The sequence below is a fragment of the Streptomyces sp. SID486 genome (assembly GCF_009865385.1).
GTDB lineage: Bacteria > Actinomycetota > Actinomycetes > Streptomycetales > Streptomycetaceae > Streptomyces.
Genome location: NZ_WWJT01000582.1, coordinates 31,698 through 47,234 on the forward strand (window position 1 = coordinate 31,698; position 15,537 = coordinate 47,234).

The following is a 15,537-nucleotide window of genomic DNA, read 5'->3' on the forward strand; positions in this document are numbered from 1 at the left end:
GCTCCGGCCGGACGAGTCAGCGCCTTCCCGGCTCGGCGGGCGGGACGATGTCGCGCTTGAGGATCTTTCCGGTGGGCCCCTTCGGCAGCGCGTCCACGATCCAGACTCTGCGCGGGTACTTGTAGGCGGCGACCTGACGCTTGACGTACTCACGCAGCTCGTCGGCCGTCGCCCGGGCGCCCGGCCTGAGAACGACCGCCGCTCCGACCTCCTCACCGAGATCGGAACCGGGGAGGCCGATCACCGCGGCGTCGGCGACCGCCGGATGCGCATAGAGCACGTCCTCGACTTCACGCGGATACACGTTGTAGCCGCCCCGGATGATCACATCCTTCTTCCGGCCGACGATCCAGAAGTAGCCGTCCTCGTCGACCCGGCCGAGGTCGCCGGTGTGGAACCAACCGTCCCGGAACACGGCGGCGGTCTCCTCGGGGCGTTGCCAGTACCGTTTCATCACGTTGTGCCCGCGGACGGCGATCTCGCCGGTTTCCCCGCGCGGTACCTCCCTGCCGTCGTCGACCACCCGCATCGCGACGCCCGGGACCGGCGTGCCGATCGAGCCGGGCCTGGGACCGGCCTGCAGGGTGTTGAACGACGCGACAGGCGAGGTCTCCGACAGTCCGTACCCTTCGAGCACCACGCAGTCGTATGCCGCCTGGAAGGCGTGCAACACGTGGACCGGCATCGCGGCGCCACCGGAGAGGGACACGCGCAGCCGGGAGTCGGAGCGGGCGCCCGGGCCGGGTTGCCGCAGCATCCTGCTGAACACCGTCGGCACCCCGGCGAAGACGGTCACCCCGTGCTCGCCGATGACGCCTCGCGCCCGTGCGGCGTCGAAGCGGGGCAGAAGGGTGAGGCAGGCGCCGGAGCGGACGGCGGCGTTGAGAGTGCAGGTCTGCCCGAACGCGTGGAACAGCGGCAGCCCACCGAAGATCACATCGTCAGGGGTGAGCCGGAGCAACTCGGTGGCCACGACGCCGCAGTTGCGGATGAGGTTGGCGTGGGTCAGTTCGGCGCCCTTCGGCTCACCGGTCGTTCCCGAGGTGTAGAGGATCACCGCGGTGTCGTCCTCATGCCGGGCGGTCGGTTCCGCGAGGGAGGGAGCGGACGCCGGCAGTTCGTCGAAGGTCTCGGGACCGACGACGATCGTCTCGGCCCCGGCTCGCCCCGCACCGGTCCGCGCCTCGTCGGCGCAGCCGTGCCAGCACAACAGGAGCCGGGCGCCCGAGTCGCCGAGGTAGTAGGCGATCTCGCCGGACTTGAGCAGGGGGTTCATGGGAACGACGATCCCGCCGGCCCTGAGTACGCCGAAGTAGGCGAGGGCGAACTCCGGTACGTTCGGCAGCATGATGGCCACCCGCACGCCGGGTCCCACGCCATGGTCTCGGAGCAGTCCGGCTGTGCGGGCACTCCTCTGATCGAGCGTGCGATAGGAAACGGTGACGTCCCCGAGACGGAGCGCGGTGCGCCCCGGATGAGCCCGCGCGCTTCTCACCACGAGGAATGCGAGGTTCATGTCAGCTCCTGTCCTTCGTGCTCCATCCGATCGCACTCCGGCCCCGCGGACCGCGCCGCCGTCGTCCGGTGCCGGCCCCCGCCCTGCGAGTCAGCTGAACGACGAGGAGGATGCGGTCCCTCCCGCCGAGAGGCCACCGGCACGGCGCTGATCGCCGACGAGTCGGCCGCGGTCGGTGTTCCGCCAGACGGGCCCACCCGTGAAACTCCCGAGGTGAAGGATTGGGTGAAGGAATTCCCCCGGTAACCAGAGAATAGGTACGAACCGCACGACGACCACTGGATGCGCGGTACGACCTTCGGGTGGGAATTGGTGCCGACGGCACAATCCGTCGGCGGCACGGGCGCAGGACCGCTGGAGAGTACGGCGTCGAGGCCAGCAGCGGAGAGGTCGCGGACCGCCCTGTAGGGTTGACTCATGGCTGCGGAGCACCCTGAGGCCGCAAAACAACTGTCCGTGGTCGCGGAGAACCTGGGGTCACACCTTCCGGAGGTCAGCCGCGACATAGGCGACCATGTGATCGCCGAGATACCCGAGCTGAGGGGCGACGCAACCGTCGTCAGAATTCTGCGGGCGAGCATCGCGGAAAATGTCTCCACGTTGCTGCACATCTTCGAGAACGACATACCCGTCGAAAAGACAGAGGCTCCGGTAGCCGCTCTTGAATACGCCCGGAGGCTGGCTCAGCGAGGTATCTCTCTCAGCGCGATGGTCAGGGCCTACCGGATCGGGCACTGGCGTTTTCTGCAGTGGTGCCTGGACGAACTCAGCCGTCAGAACGCCGAGGAGGAACTGGCGACCGCGACCAACCGGCGCATGCTGCACGTGAGCTTCGGCTACATCGACCGCGTGACCGAACATGTCATCGAGGTCTACCAGCAGGAACGCGATCACTGGCTGCTCAGTCAGACCGCCGCGCGAGCCGCGCGCGTGCGGGACATCCTCACCGAGAAGAACGTCGACCCCGACCGGGCTGAGCCCGCCCTCGGCCACCGTCTCCGCCAGAACCACCTCGGACTGGTCGTCTGGTCGCCCGCACTGAAGAGTGAGGGCGAGGGACTCGCCCTGCTCGACCGGATCACCAATGAGATCGCCCGACGGCTCGACTGCCCCGCCAGGCCGCTGTTCGTCCCCCGGGATGCGCTCCTCTCCTGGGCTTGGCTACCGCTCGGCTCGCACAGCGACGTCTCCTGGCAACAGCTGGCGGACGCCGTCGAGCGCAGCGATCCTTCCGTGCACGTGTGCGCTGGATGCGTGGGCTACGGCATCGAGGGATTCCGCTCCACGCACCGACAGGCGGTGCGCACCCAGGAACTGGCGTCAGCGGCCGACCCGGCCCCCCAGTTCACCGGCTTCGCCACGGTCGCTCCGATCGCCTTGATGTCCACGAACATCGACGACCTGCGCGCCTGGGTATGGGGCATCCTCGGCCCGTTGGCCGTCGACGACGAGAACTCGGCGCGGCTCCGTGAGACGGCACAGATCTTCCTGGACACGAACTGCAGTTACACCGCTACCGCCAGCACTCAGATCCTGCACAAGAACACCGTCCAGTACCGCATCCGCAAGGCCGAGGAAATCATGGGACACCCTGTTCAGAAGGGGCACACCGATCTGGAAGTGGCGCTGCGCGCCGTTCAGTACCTCGGCTCGACGCTCCTTCGCACCCGCTCCGCCTGACATACCCGGGGCCGCGCCCTACAGCATGGCTGTCTGGGGCTGTGTGGCGACCACGATGACGGTGGTGGTGCCGGCGGTCAGACCCGCCTTGAACTCGCGCTCCAGATCCTCGGTCGTCTCCACGTCCACGGCACGGCATCCGAAACCGCGGGCCACGGAGGCGATGTCCAGGCCGGGCAGGTCCAGCCCCGGGACGCCCGGAGTCTCCTCCAGTACGGCGAACGACTTGAGGATGGAGTACTCCCGGTTCCGCATGACCACGTACACGATCGGGAGACTGTGCTGCGCCGCCGTCCAGACGGCCTGCACGGAGTACTGGAAGGAACCGTCGCCGATCAGACCGACCACCGGTCGTTCGACACCCCTGGCCCGGTCGCCCAGCGCGACTCCCACCGCCGCAGGGGTGCCCCAGCCGATGCCTCCGCTGGCCGTCGCGAAGAACGAGCCGGTCCTGACCGTGGGAAGCCATTCCACCTGCTGCGCCATCGTGGAGGTCGACTCGTTGACGACGACCGCGTCGGGCGGCCGGACCCTGCTCAGGGCGGCGTAGACCTCCGGCGGGGTGAGCGGGCTGTTCGGCACCTGGGGCAGCACACCGGGCCGCGCCATCGGCTCGGGCACGGTGCGTGCGGATCCCTCCGTGACCATGTCCAGGAGCAGCTCGACAGCCGTCCTGGGATCGCCGATGAGGCTGTCGCCCACGCGGGCCGCCGCGGCGACATCGGGGTCCGCGGTGATCTGCAGCAGCTCGGTGCCCGCGGGCAGGTAGTCGCCGGGCACGTAGGGGTAGTACCGGAAGACCTCCGCGCCGATCACCACCACCAGGTCGTGCCCGGTCAGCCGCTCGCTGACGGTCTTCACCGACATGCCCAGCGGGCCGCCGAAGAGAGGGTGGTCCTCCGGAAAGGAAGCACGGTCCAGCAGCGGGGCGCCGTAGACGGCCGCGCGCAGCTTCTCCGCCAGGGCGACGGCCCCGTCCCAGCCGCCACCGCGGTCGACCTCCGGTCCGAAGACCAGCGCGGGCCGCCGACTCGCGGAGATACGGCCGGCGAAGCCGCGCAGCCGCTCCGTGTCGGGGGCGACACGGTCGCTCACCGTCCGCACCCGGGTGAAGCCGGACAGGGGCCGCTTCCAGTCGTCCATGGGAATCGACAGGTAGACCGGACCCGCCGGCGGCTGCAACGCCTTGGCGTAGGCCCGCATGAAAGCCTCGGGGACGTCTTCGGCGCGGGCCGGCTCGTAGGCCCACTTCACCCACGGCTTCGGCAGCGTGGTGGCCTCGCGGTTGCCGAGATACGGCTCTCCGATGACCAGTTCCCGGTGCTGCTGACCCGTGGTGACGATCAGGGGCGTGTTTCCGTGGTAGGCCGCTACCAGGTTGCCCACGGCGTTGCCCAGCCCGGCTGAGGAGTGCACGTTGACCAGCGCGGGGTGGCGGGTCACCTGAGCGTAGGCGTCCGCCATCGCGACGACGGACGCCTCCTGCAGGGCCAGGACGTAGGTGAAATCGTCGGGGAAGTCCTGCAGGAACGTCTGCTCGGTGGATCCGGGATTACCGAAAACGGTGGTGAGTCCGAGGGTCCGCAGCAGATCGTAGGTCACGCTTCGGACAGTGGATTGTCCAGTCATCGTCGGACGCCCTTTCTTGCGATGAGGAAACGGCTGTTCTTGCGATACGGGGAATGGCTGTGCGTGTGGGGTGAGACCTCGGCGAGGTCCGTGCACACGCCTGTCGGCCGGCCCCGGTGTCAGCGGCCCTGCCAGTGCGGCGGGCGCCTTTCGATGAAGGCACGGGCGCCCTCCCGTGCGTCGTGGGAGGCCAGCACCGGTGCGACGATCCGGTCCTGCTCGACGAAGGCGTCCTGGTCGCTGAAGGCTCGCCGCTCGTTGACGACGCGTTTGACCGCCGCCACGGCCAGGGGCGCGTTGTGCGCGATACCGGTGGCAAGTTCAAGGGCCCGCTGCACAGCGTGTCCCGGTTCCGTGAGGTGATTGACCAGGCCGAACCGCTCGGCGCGCTCGGCGGGCAGAGGATCACCGGTGAGCAGCAGCTCCAGGGCGATGTTGCGCGGGATCCGCTCGGGCAGGCGCACCATGCCTCCCTCGGGCGGCACGATGCCGTAGTGGACCTCGGTCTGGCCGAAGGTGGCGTCCCGCGCGGCCACGATCATGTCGCAGGCGAGCGCCATCTCGGTTCCGCCACCCAGCGCATAGCCCTCGACGGCGGCGATGAGAGGGGTCCTCGTCCCGCCGCGGGTGATGCCGGCGAAGCCCCGTCCTTCGATGATGGGAGTGTCTCCGGCCGCGAAGGCCTTGAGGTCCATGCCGGCGCTGAAGACGCCGCCCGCCCCGCAGATGATGCCGACCATGAGGTCGTCTCGGGACTCCAGACGGTCCACGGCGGCCGCCAAGGCCCTGGCGGTGGCACCGTCGACGGCGTTGCGGGCCTCCGGCCGGTCGATCGTGATCACGAGGATGCCGTCGTTCTCCTCGGTCCGTACGGTCGGCGTGTCCGTGGCTGCGGTCATGATGGTGCTCCGTTCTTCGCTCGCACTGCCGCGAGGCGGCTTCAGGCGACGGCTCCGGCCTTGCGCAGCTCCTTGATCCCGGCGGCGTCGAAGCCGAGGTCGTGGAGCACGGACTCGGTGTGTTCGCCCAGGTCAGGAGCCGGGCCGGGACGGACCTTCCGTTCCTGGTCCAGCCGGACGGGACTGTCGACGGTCAGGTGCGGCTCCTCGCTGCCGTCGTCGATCGGCACGAACACCTGGTTGGCGAGGAGCTGAGGGTCCCGGGCGCACTCCTCGAGTGTCTGGACGACCCCGTACGTGAGCCCCGCGGTGTCGAGTACCTCGCGCCACTCGGCCAGGGAGCGGGCCGCGAACGTCTTGTCCAGCAGGGCGACGATTTCGGCGGCGTGGGCTCGGCGGCTCGGCGGGTCGGCGTAGCGCGGGTTCTCCACCGCCTCGGGGTGCCCGATGGCCTCGAGGAAGAGGGGGAGCTGCTTGTCCTCGTTGACGAAGACGAGGACGATCCAGCGGTCGTCCGCCGTGCGGTACACGTTCCCGAGCGCATTGGGCGGGTCGGACCGGTCCACGGGCCGAGGGGGCTTCGCGCCGACCAGCACGGCTTGCAGCCACATGCTCGCCGCCCAGGCGCCTTCGGCGAGCAGCGAGGCCGTGACGCGTGCGCCCTGGCCGGTCCTCTCCCGCCGGTACAACGCGGTCATGATGCCGGCGAACAACGTGATGGCCGTCGAGTGATCACCCGATCCGAACGCGTTCATGGCCGGCGGTACGTCCCTCTGGCGTGTGAGGTCCATCAGTCCGCTGCGCGCCCAGTACGCCGTGACGTCGAAACCGGGCAGATACGCATCCGGACCGGCCTCGCCGAAGCCGGTGACATCCGCGTAGACCAGCCGCGGATTGAGGGGGACCAGAGCGTCGTATTCCAGGCCCAGCTTCTCGCGGGTCCGCGGCGGGAAGTTGGTCACCAGCACGTCGGCCCACCGCACCAGACCTTCGAGCACGGGGCGGGCGCCGGGCGACTTGAGGTCGAGCGCGATGCTGCGCTTGTTGCGGTTGTCCAGTTGCCAGGGGTAGTTGATCCCATCGGCATGGGGGTTGGGCGGGATGCGGCTGAGCGAACGGTACGCGTCGCCGACGTGCGGCGGTTCCACCTTCACGACGTCGGCGCCGAAGTCACCGAGTACGGTGGCCGCGGCGGGCCCGGCGATGAAACTCGCCAGGTCGACGACGTGCAGTCCCTCCAGGAGGGGAGTGTTGCTCATGACTGCTCCTTGTCTTCTGTGGAGCCGCGCGCGGTGCCTGGACGGCCCCGCCGTCTCGCGGTGCCCCGGTACACGCCCGGATCAGTGGCCGGGCGCCACAGGCACGAAGGCGTTGTGGCCGGTGATGTCACGGCCGACGATCAGCGCCTGCACGGTGTCGGTGCCCTCGTAGGTGTCGATGGCCTCGATGTCGCAGAGGTGCCGGGCGACGTGGTAGTCGAGCAGGATCCCGTTGCCGCCGAGCATGTCCCGGGCGTCGGCGAGGATGGCCCGGGCCCGTTCGGTGTGGTGCATCTTGGCCAGCGCGACCCGGGGCATCGAGTACTCGCCCTGGTCCAGGAGTTGGCTGAGCCGGAACTGCATGCACAGCATGTCGGTGATGTCCGCCAGCATGCGGGAGAGCCGGTACTGGACGAGCTGGAAGGCGGCCAACGGCATCCCGAACTGCTTGCGCTGCCTGGCATAGGCCAGAGCCGTCTCGTAGCCCGCGACGGCGGCGCCGATCGACTCCCAGGCGACGCAGAAGCGCGAGGCCAGCAGGACTTTCTCGGTGTCGCGGAAGGTGTTCACGTGCGCCAGCCGCTGCTCGGCGGGTACCCGGACGTCGGTGAGGGAGATCTGCGCGTTCTGGACGCAGCGCAGAGCGGTCTTGCCCGTGATGACCCGGGCGTCGAACCCGGGCGTGCCCTTCTCGACCACGTAACCGCCCACGTGTCCGTCGTCGCCGCGAGCCCAGATGATCACGTAGTCGGCGAAGGTCGCGTTGCCGATCCACCTCTTGTGACCGTTGAGGACGTAGCAATCACCGTCCCGGCGTGCTGTCGCCTCCAGGTTCACCACGTCCGTGCCGTGCGCCGGCTCGGTGAGCCCGAAGGCTCCGATCTTCTCCAGACGTGCCATGGGCGGCAGAAAGCGCTGCTTCTGCTCCTCGGAGCCCAGGAGCCCTACCGACATCATGGCCAGGGCCGAGTGGACCCCCATGAACGTCGAAATACTCAGATCCCCCCGGGCCAGTTCGAGGATCACCAAGCCGGCCGTCAGATTGCTCATCCCCGGGGAGCCATGACCGGAGATCTGAAAGCCTGCGATGTCCAGCTGCGCCAGCTTGGGCACCAGCTCGAAGGGGAATTCCCCCCGCTCCCAGTACGGGTTGATGATCGGGGTGACTTCGGCGTCCATGAACGCGCGGACCTTCTTCCGTAGGGCCCGCTGCTCGTCGGTGAGCAGGTTGTCCAGCAGGTAGTAGTCCGTCTGTTCGGGGCCGCCCAGTACCGGCGGCTCCACTCCGGACGGTTCTCCGTCGCCGTCCGGGAGAGCGTTGTTCAGCACGGTCTGGGCCGGGTCGGCTGCCGTGCCCTGTGTCGCCTTCATCTTCCGCTCCGTCCGCTCGGAACCCGCTTGCGCCGGGGAGAACGACGCTAGGAGCGAGCAGCGGTGCGGTCATTGGGCGCGGAACACCAGATCCGGTCCTCTTTTGGTGTCCTTGAGCCAATCCGCCCGGGAGCGCCTGCGTGTCAGCCTGACAGCACGGCCACGGGTGCGCCGCCGCGCCACCTCTGCTGCCGTGCTGACCCGACGACCAGAGGAATCGGCCATGAACACACCCAACGCCTGGGTCGGAATGCTTCCGCCAGCCTTCGATCCGGACTACATCGAGCACGCGGTGGTGCCCTACCTCAAGAGCAGCGAGTACGTGGGGGAACGGCCCGCACTTCCCATGATCGACCTCGCCCTGAGCAAGGAGAACGCGGCCCCGCCGCACTTTTGGGGCATGCTCTACGAGGGGTGGGCGCCCGATCCGGAGAAGGGCACCACGGTCTTCATCACGGGCTACGGCCAGCGGGGACCGGACAACGAGCGAAAGAAGATCTACGCCTCGGCCACCACACCGGATCTCTGCGCGGCCAAGTACGTCCCCAAGATCCGCGGTTTCCTCGCCCGGCTGTTCGCCGACACCAACGCCGGCAAGCCGCTGATGCACGAGTACTACCGAAACTACTTCGACCTCTACTGGGACCTCCACCTCGGCGTCACCGGCGACGCCATCCCCTCCGAGGTGCGCGCGATCGGCGCCGGCTTCACCGCCGTCCTCGGCCACTGGTATCCCACGGAGAGCATCGTGCGGGAGAACATCATGCGCGTACGCGAACTGCGTCCGCGGCTCACGCAGTGGATCGACCAACGGGTGCAGGCAGTGATCGACGGCGACGTCGACGATCCCGAGGGGACCTTCGTCCACTACTGGCTCAAGAACGGCCGGGGGAGTGAGCACTTCCGCCGCGAGGACATCGTCTTCGAGTGCTTCCACAACTTCCTGGCGTTCAGCCAGTGGGGCAACATGATCTACCGCACCATGGCGTTGCTGAACGAGCGCCACGGTGACAGCGCCGTACGCAACTGGTTCCGGCGGACCATGACGAGCGGCCCGGACACGGACGACGGTGGCACGTTCACCCGACTCGACCGCTACGTGATGGAGCTCTTTCGCACGGTTTCCCCGAACGGCGGCAGCCTTTCGACCGTGAGCACCGAACGGGGTGCCGATCCCCGTCTGGGCAACGTGCTCACCTCGCACTCCTCGGCGAGCAGGGATCCACGGCAGTGGAGCAACCCGGACGAGTTCGATCCGGACAGGTACCGGGACGCGCCGACGACTGCCGACGATCCGGAGACGAGACGCCGCCAGGCAGGACTGGCGCGCTGCCCCTTCCCACCGCGACCGTTCTCCGTCAAGGACGGCCGCCGGGCGGAGATGACCAACAGCGCTTTCGGCGCCGTGTACGGAGTGGTCGACGGCACCGCGTACCCGATCTGCGACACGGCCGGCTATGCGCCGTTCGGATTCGGCTACCGGCGGTGCGGCGGCGAGCAACTCACCACGGAGTTCATCAAGGAGTTCCTGCGAACGGTGTGGAGCCGCGGGATCGAATTCACCACGCTCCGCCTTGAGCATCACGAGCACATACCCGTTTCGCCCCGGACGGTCATCGACGACGACATCGGCTTCCTGCGCAGGCCGTGAACTGTTCTCCATGGTCTGACAGCCGGCGCACTGGGGAGAACCCGACCATGGGGCCTATGGCTGGCCGGATGGTTCGCCAGACGTGTCGATCTTTAGCGTTGCCTCATGTCGATCACGCTGAGTCGGAACAACCGTCGGACAGTGACCGTGCTAGCTGTCGCCCTTCTGGCGTTGTTCGTTCCGGCAGAATCCAGGGCGGCGGCTCCCGACCGCCTGTCCCAACTGCAGCGTGATGTCGACGTCCTGCGGGACGACGGCATCACAGGCGTGACGGCGAGGCTGGAGACGCCCGACGGGGTGCGGACCGTCCGTAGCGGGGTCGGTGATCTCACCACCGGGCAGCCTGTGGCCGCGGACGGCTACCTGAGGATCGGCAGCACCACGAAGACGTTCGTCGCGGCCGTACTGCTCCAACTCGCCGGCGAAGGCAAGCTGTCGCTGGACGACACGGTGGACACGTGGCTGCCCGGCCTGGTCCGCGGCCACGGCAATGACGGGCACCGGGTCACTCTGCGCCGGCTTCTCCAGCACACCAGCGGGCTGCCCGACTACATCGGCGACGTCGTTCCTGACCTCAGCGCGGCCGGGTATCGCGCGAACCGCTGGACCACCTACACGTCCCGACAGCGTGTGGCCCTCGCGATGAAGCACCAGCCGTCCTTCGCGCCCGGTGCCGGCTGGGAGTACTCCAACACCAACTACGTTGTCCTCGGCATGGTCGTCGAAGCGGTCACGGGACATTCGTGGGAGTACGAGGTCCGGGCCAGGATTCTTCGTCCGCTGCGGCTCACCCGCACCCGTACGCCCGGGGACTGGCCGTTCCTGCCCGGCCCTCATGCCCGGGACTACCAGCAGTTCGAGCCGGGTGGTGCCATGACCGACACCACGGTCGCCTACCTCCCCTTCGACGCCGACGCCGACGGGTCGATGATCAGTACGGCTGGGGACGTCAACCGGTTCTTCACAGCACTGATGCAAGGCAGGCTTCTGGCCCCCGCGCAGCTGGCTGAGATGCGGCGCACCGTCGAAGTCCCCGCAGACCGCGGCTTCCCCTCGGGCACGCGCGACGGGCTCGGCCTGTTCTGGACACCGCTGTCCTGCGGCGGCGGGTACTGGGGGCACAGCGGCGACGGATTCGGATACCTGGTGTGGCCTGCCACGACTTCCGACGGCCGGACCACCGTCACGGTCTCCCTGCACAGCCGACCGGGCGACGAAAGCACCGGAGCCCGGCAGATCCACGACGTCACGGCTCTCGTCGACCACGCCCTGTGCTCCGCCCGTCGGTCTCCGACGTCTACATGAGCAGCACTTTCCCACCACACCGAACGAGGCCGCTGCGACGATCCCTCACGCCGTGTTCGCCTTGGTCGGCCCGTGCGCCTGAACCCAACCGGCTCTGCCCCGGGCGCCCGTCCGGCTCGAAGAACCGGCGCCCCGCCACCCACTACGACGTGGGCAAAACGATTAAGCGGCGCCCTTGTTGTCGTCGATCTGGAAGGTGATGACGTCGACTTCGTCGGTTCCCGACAGATCTGGGTAGTGGCCCTTGAGGGCTTCCCGGAGTTCGGCTGCGGTCGTCAGTCCCTCAGCTTTGGCGTCCTGGTCGGTGAGTTCGCTGACCAGGCAGTGCCTGACGCCGGTCACCTCTGCCGCCAGGACGACTTCAGGGTCGCTCTCGAACACCAGCCGTGCCGGGCCGAGCTGTGCCGGGTCACGGAAGCGGGTGGTCCTGGTCTTGGCGCCGGAGCGGACGACTTCGAGGTAGCGAGGGTGGAACCGAACGATCGGGGGACCGGCCGTGTCGGGGTCTCGGTAGAGCGAGAGGTCGAGACCGTTCATACCCGACTCCGGGGCCCATCGCTGAGCCAGCGGCATCAGGTCGGCTGCGAGCACGGACCTGAGCCCTGCGGGGGTGGGCACGATGACGCGCATAGCGGGGTAGTAGTCCACGAAGACCTGCCGATCGCGCCCGCACGGTCCGATGACCCCGCGCCCGTGGTTTCCCACGGCGACGATGCAGCGCATCTGGCGGGCACCCTGGGCCCGCGCAGCTCCCAGAGCCACGAGTTCGGCGCAGGGCCCGCCGGTGAAGTGGTAGAGGTTCACGCCGGCGAACATCCGGTAATCGGCGGCCATGACCGCGGCGCCCACCGTGTGGATCCCGTCCTCATCGGGCCCGGCGTCGGTATGCGCGTCTATGGTGCGGCGTGCCAGCTCCACGAGCTCACACTCGTCATCATCGAGAGCTCGTGCAGATGACGGGACGTACACCTTTTTGACCTTCCCTTCCTTCAGCAGTCGCCCAAGATCATTCCACGCCACGCAGGCGGGCTCCACAGGTTTGCCCGCCGCCTGGCCCGGCAGCGCCGCCGCACCGAGGCGGCCCCGGCCGTTCTCGCAGCCGCCGCCCGCCGGGTGGTGCCCAACGGCCATCACGTCCCCGCACGCTGACGGGAGATCACGGGATCTCACCTTGTGCCCCCGGTCCGTGCAGGTGCCAGGTCCGAGGATGGCATCCTCGGCGAAGGTACGGAATCGCGGGCTGCGTGCGGCCCCGGGGTCGTGCCATCCGGCGCCGACCGAGGCAGGGGCTGTTCGGACCAGATCACCTTGCCGGTCTGCGTGTGCCGCGCCCCCCAACGCTCAGCGAGCCGGGCGACGAGGAACAGGCCGCGGCCGCTCTCGTCTTTGGTGGATGCCTGATGCAGGTGGGGAATCGCGGTGCTGCAGTCGAACACTTCGCAGGTGAGGGCGTGATCGCGGAGCAGCCGGAGGTGGATCGGCCCGGTGGTGTAGCGCATGGCGTTGCTCACAAGCTCGCTGAGGATCAGCTCGGTCGTGAAGACAAGGTCGCTCAGACCCCATTGCGCAAGCTGCCGCGTCACGGCAGCGCGCAGGTCCGCCACCGCCGCCGGCTCGGAAGGTACATCCCAGTCGGCGATCTGGTCGGCTCGCATGCCGTGGGTGCGGGCGACCAGCAGAGCGACGGCGCCACCGGGGCGCGCCGGGCGCAGTGCGTCGAACACGGCCGCGCAGACCTCCTCCGGATCGCCGACGCCGTTGCGGGTGCCGGCCCGGCGCAGAACCTCCCTGAGCAGTGCGCACCCGGCATCGTCGCCGCCCCGGCCCCGGCCCCGGCATCGGGCCAGGCCGTGGCCGCAGAGCAGGAGCTGGCTCCCCTCGGGCACCTCCCACTCCGTGGTGGTGAACGACCCATGGTCCAGGCCCAGGGGCGGCCCGGCGGCGACCTCGGGGAAGTACACCCGGCCATCGGGACTGACCACGGCGGGCGGCTGATGGCCGGCCCGGGACACCGCGCAGCGCCGGGAGACCTGGTCGTAGATCGCGTACAGACAGGTCGCTCCCCTGACGGAGCCGTGCCAGTCGTCAGAGCTGCGGTCCCAGCGTGCCACGAGATGATCGAGGCGGCCCAGAAGTTCGTCGGGCGCCAAGCCGGTCGAGGCGAGGTCGCGGACTGCACCGCGCAGCCGGCCGGTCCAGGCGTGGGCGCGGCGGCCGCGGCCCACGACGCTGCCCACAGCCATGGCCACGCGATTCTCGGGCAGCGCGACGCACTCCACCCAGTCGCCCGAGGTCTGCGGCCGTGCAGGACGACAGCGGACGGCCACGTCGACAGCGTGCTGGGCGATCGGGCTCCGGGAGAGCTGCGAGGTCTCGAAGGGTGACGGTCGTGGTGCGTCCGCGGACGTTGTCGTCTCCATGTCCCGCTCCTCGTGACGTCGTGGGAAGCGTTCGCATTCCCGAACCCGACGCTAGAGCCGCGGTGCACGTCAGCCACTGGGCGCAGGACACCACCTCTCACCGGAAGTTGGTATCAGCGGGCCAACGGGCCTTCTCATCGTCGTCCCGGCCCTGGACGGCTCGCAGCACAGCGGGCGTTCCCGGCCGGGAACGCCCGCTGTGCTGCGAGCCGGCGTCCCCGGTGGGGAACGCCGGATCCGTCTCTAGTAGCCTCCTCCACCCCAGCCGTCGCCGTCGCCGTTGTCGCCGTAGCCGCCTCCGCCGTAGCCCCCGCCGCCTCCGCCGTAGCCACCGCCGTCTCCGCCGTGGCCCCCGCCGCCATGAGCCGAATAGCCGACCGGGTGGCTCTGCTCCGCTGCCGCCGCCGCACCGACCCCCATACCGGTGCAAGCGAGGACGACGACTGCGGCAGAGGCGACGGAAGCCAGGCGGCCCATACGAGATACATGTCCCCTCATGGTGTTCTCCCTTGCGATCCGAACTGAATGACGAGTTGTTCCGTGCTGTCCACCACGCTACGGACGAGCACAGGTCATTCCCTCGGACGCAGAACACGAGAAAGTCAGCACCGTTCGTACCGGAGACCCAACACGGGCAACGGGTGACAGCAGTCAGTGCCATGCGGCCGGCGGCTGGAGCCAGGCGCCGACGTTGGTCGAGTTCTGCTCGCTGGCCGGCGTCCCGCCACACCGACGGCGGCGCCACCGAGGCCAGATGCCGCCTGCTCCGGTCGCGGTGCCCGGATGCATCCTTCTTCGGCCGCACCCACGGCGCACAGGGCAGGACGACCTTCGGGCTACCTTCCCGACATCACCTGCCGGGATACCAGCGAGCCAGCTGGTCCTTGATCCACGGGTCGAAGACCGCCTGGCGGTGGGCGGCGGAGGGGTAGAAGGTGGCCAGCTGGTCGGCGATCCACGGATCCGTGGGCTGCCGGGCAGTGTCCCGGCCCTCCGCGCCGGCCGTGGCGCCGGGGGCCCGGTGGTGGTCCGCCGCAGGAGTAGCCGCCATCGCCGAGCTGCCGCCGGCCACCAGGGCGCCGCCGGCGATCGCGGCGCACACGCCTGCGCTCACGATGCGTCGCGTCAACATCATGCTCGATTCCTCCTTGATCCGGGCCGCCTCGCGGGATCACCGTGCGAGACGGGCCGTACAGCTATTCGGAACCGTATGTTCCGGTTGGTGCTCCTACCCTTCCGTATGTCTCACACACCCCTCCCGTCGCTCGTTTCGGCGTGCGTGTCGTCGGAAGGGCGACGGGCTGTTTCACGGTTGCCGGACAGTCGGTGCGCCGTTTTTCTTTTGTGTGCATGACCTGTGTGAGCCGGGGTAGGCGCGCGATCGTCGGCTCGTACAGGCAGGCCGACGGTGTGCAGCGACAGGGGAGGGAAGCATCATGGCGACAGTGACTGCGGCGAAGACGGACCTGGACGTGGCTGGTCTGCCGGAGGTGGCCGACCCCTCGCAGGTGGCTCCGAAGGACGCCCGGCAGCTGACGCGTCTCTTCTTCGACCAGCTCTCGCGGCTGGAGGAGGGCACGGCCGAGTACAGCTACGCCCGGAACACGCTGATCGAGATGAACATGTCCCTGGTCCGCTTCGCGGCCGGCCGGTTCCGCAGCCGCGGACCGGAGGAGATGGAGGACATCGTCCAGGTCGGCATGATCGGCCTGATCAAGGCCATCGACCGGTTCGAGCTGACCCGTGAGGTGGAGTTCACCTCGTTCGCCATCCCCTACATCGTCGGCGAGATCAAGCGGTTCTTCCG

The 15,537-nt window shown here is 68.8% G+C and carries 12 protein-coding genes; 4 read left to right on the forward strand and 8 right to left on the reverse strand.

What is annotated here, in order from left to right:
* Positions 1-16: 16 nt before the first annotated feature.
* Positions 17-1,516 carry a long-chain fatty acid--CoA ligase gene (locus GT045_RS27195; protein WP_161335773.1) on the reverse strand — a complete coding sequence of 500 codons (1,500 nt, stop codon included), beginning with the start codon at positions 1,514-1,516 and terminating at the stop codon, positions 17-19.
* Positions 1,517-1,933: 417 nt separating this feature from the next.
* Here GT045_RS27195 and GT045_RS27200 point away from each other — a divergent pair, with 417 nt between their 5' ends.
* Positions 1,934-3,196: a helix-turn-helix domain-containing protein gene (locus tag GT045_RS27200; protein WP_161335774.1), complete on the forward strand. Its 1,263-nt coding sequence runs from the start codon at positions 1,934-1,936 to the stop codon at positions 3,194-3,196.
* An 18-nt stretch (positions 3,197-3,214) separates the two neighbouring features.
* On the opposite strand, the gene mdlC is transcribed toward GT045_RS27200, so the two are convergent.
* From mdlC to GT045_RS27220, 4 genes are all read right to left on the reverse strand, one after another.
* Entirely contained in the window at positions 3,215-4,798 is a 1,584-nt protein-coding gene (gene mdlC, locus GT045_RS27205; protein ID WP_345942771.1) for a benzoylformate decarboxylase, read from the reverse strand.
* 146 nt (positions 4,799-4,944) lie between these two features.
* Positions 4,945-5,724, reverse strand: coding sequence for a crotonase/enoyl-CoA hydratase family protein (locus GT045_RS27210; RefSeq protein WP_161335775.1), 780 nt, complete (start codon positions 5,722-5,724; stop codon positions 4,945-4,947).
* A 41-nt stretch (positions 5,725-5,765) separates the two neighbouring features.
* Complete coding sequence (locus GT045_RS27215) at positions 5,766-6,983, reverse strand: CoA transferase (RefSeq protein ID WP_161335776.1); 1,218 nt, start codon at positions 6,981-6,983, stop codon at positions 5,766-5,768.
* Positions 6,984-7,064: 81 nt separating this feature from the next.
* Positions 7,065-8,354 carry an acyl-CoA dehydrogenase family protein gene (locus GT045_RS27220; protein WP_161298681.1) on the reverse strand — a complete coding sequence of 430 codons (1,290 nt, stop codon included), beginning with the start codon at positions 8,352-8,354 and terminating at the stop codon, positions 7,065-7,067.
* Positions 8,355-8,577: 223 nt separating this feature from the next.
* Here GT045_RS27220 and GT045_RS27225 point away from each other — a divergent pair, with 223 nt between their 5' ends.
* Both GT045_RS27225 and GT045_RS27230 read left to right on the forward strand, forming a co-directional pair.
* A complete protein-coding gene (locus GT045_RS27225) occupies positions 8,578-10,005 on the forward strand; it encodes a cytochrome P450 (RefSeq protein ID WP_161335777.1) in 1,428 nt (475 codons plus the stop codon).
* A gap of 141 nt (positions 10,006-10,146) precedes the next feature.
* The gene (locus GT045_RS27230; RefSeq protein WP_345942772.1) at positions 10,147-11,310 is read left to right on the forward strand and encodes a serine hydrolase domain-containing protein; all 1,164 of its coding nucleotides are present in this window, start codon (positions 10,147-10,149) and stop codon (positions 11,308-11,310) included.
* 162 nt (positions 11,311-11,472) lie between these two features.
* Here GT045_RS27230 and GT045_RS27235 read toward each other — a convergent pair whose 3' ends face one another.
* The 3 genes from GT045_RS27235 to GT045_RS27250 form a co-directional block, all read right to left on the reverse strand.
* Positions 11,473-12,441: an ASCH domain-containing protein gene (locus tag GT045_RS27235; RefSeq protein WP_237538907.1), complete on the reverse strand. Its 969-nt coding sequence runs from the start codon at positions 12,439-12,441 to the stop codon at positions 11,473-11,475.
* A 35-nt stretch (positions 12,442-12,476) separates the two neighbouring features.
* Positions 12,477-13,637, reverse strand: coding sequence for an ATP-binding SpoIIE family protein phosphatase (locus tag GT045_RS27240; RefSeq protein WP_161335778.1), 1,161 nt, complete (start codon positions 13,635-13,637; stop codon positions 12,477-12,479).
* Between the two features lie 943 nt (positions 13,638-14,580).
* Positions 14,581-14,865: a hypothetical protein gene (locus tag GT045_RS27250; protein WP_161335779.1), complete on the reverse strand. Its 285-nt coding sequence runs from the start codon at positions 14,863-14,865 to the stop codon at positions 14,581-14,583.
* A gap of 301 nt (positions 14,866-15,166) precedes the next feature.
* Here GT045_RS27250 and GT045_RS27255 point away from each other — a divergent pair.
* Positions 15,167-15,537: sigma-70 family RNA polymerase sigma factor (locus GT045_RS27255; RefSeq protein ID WP_161335780.1), on the forward strand; the 371-nt coding region annotated here is incomplete at its 3' end.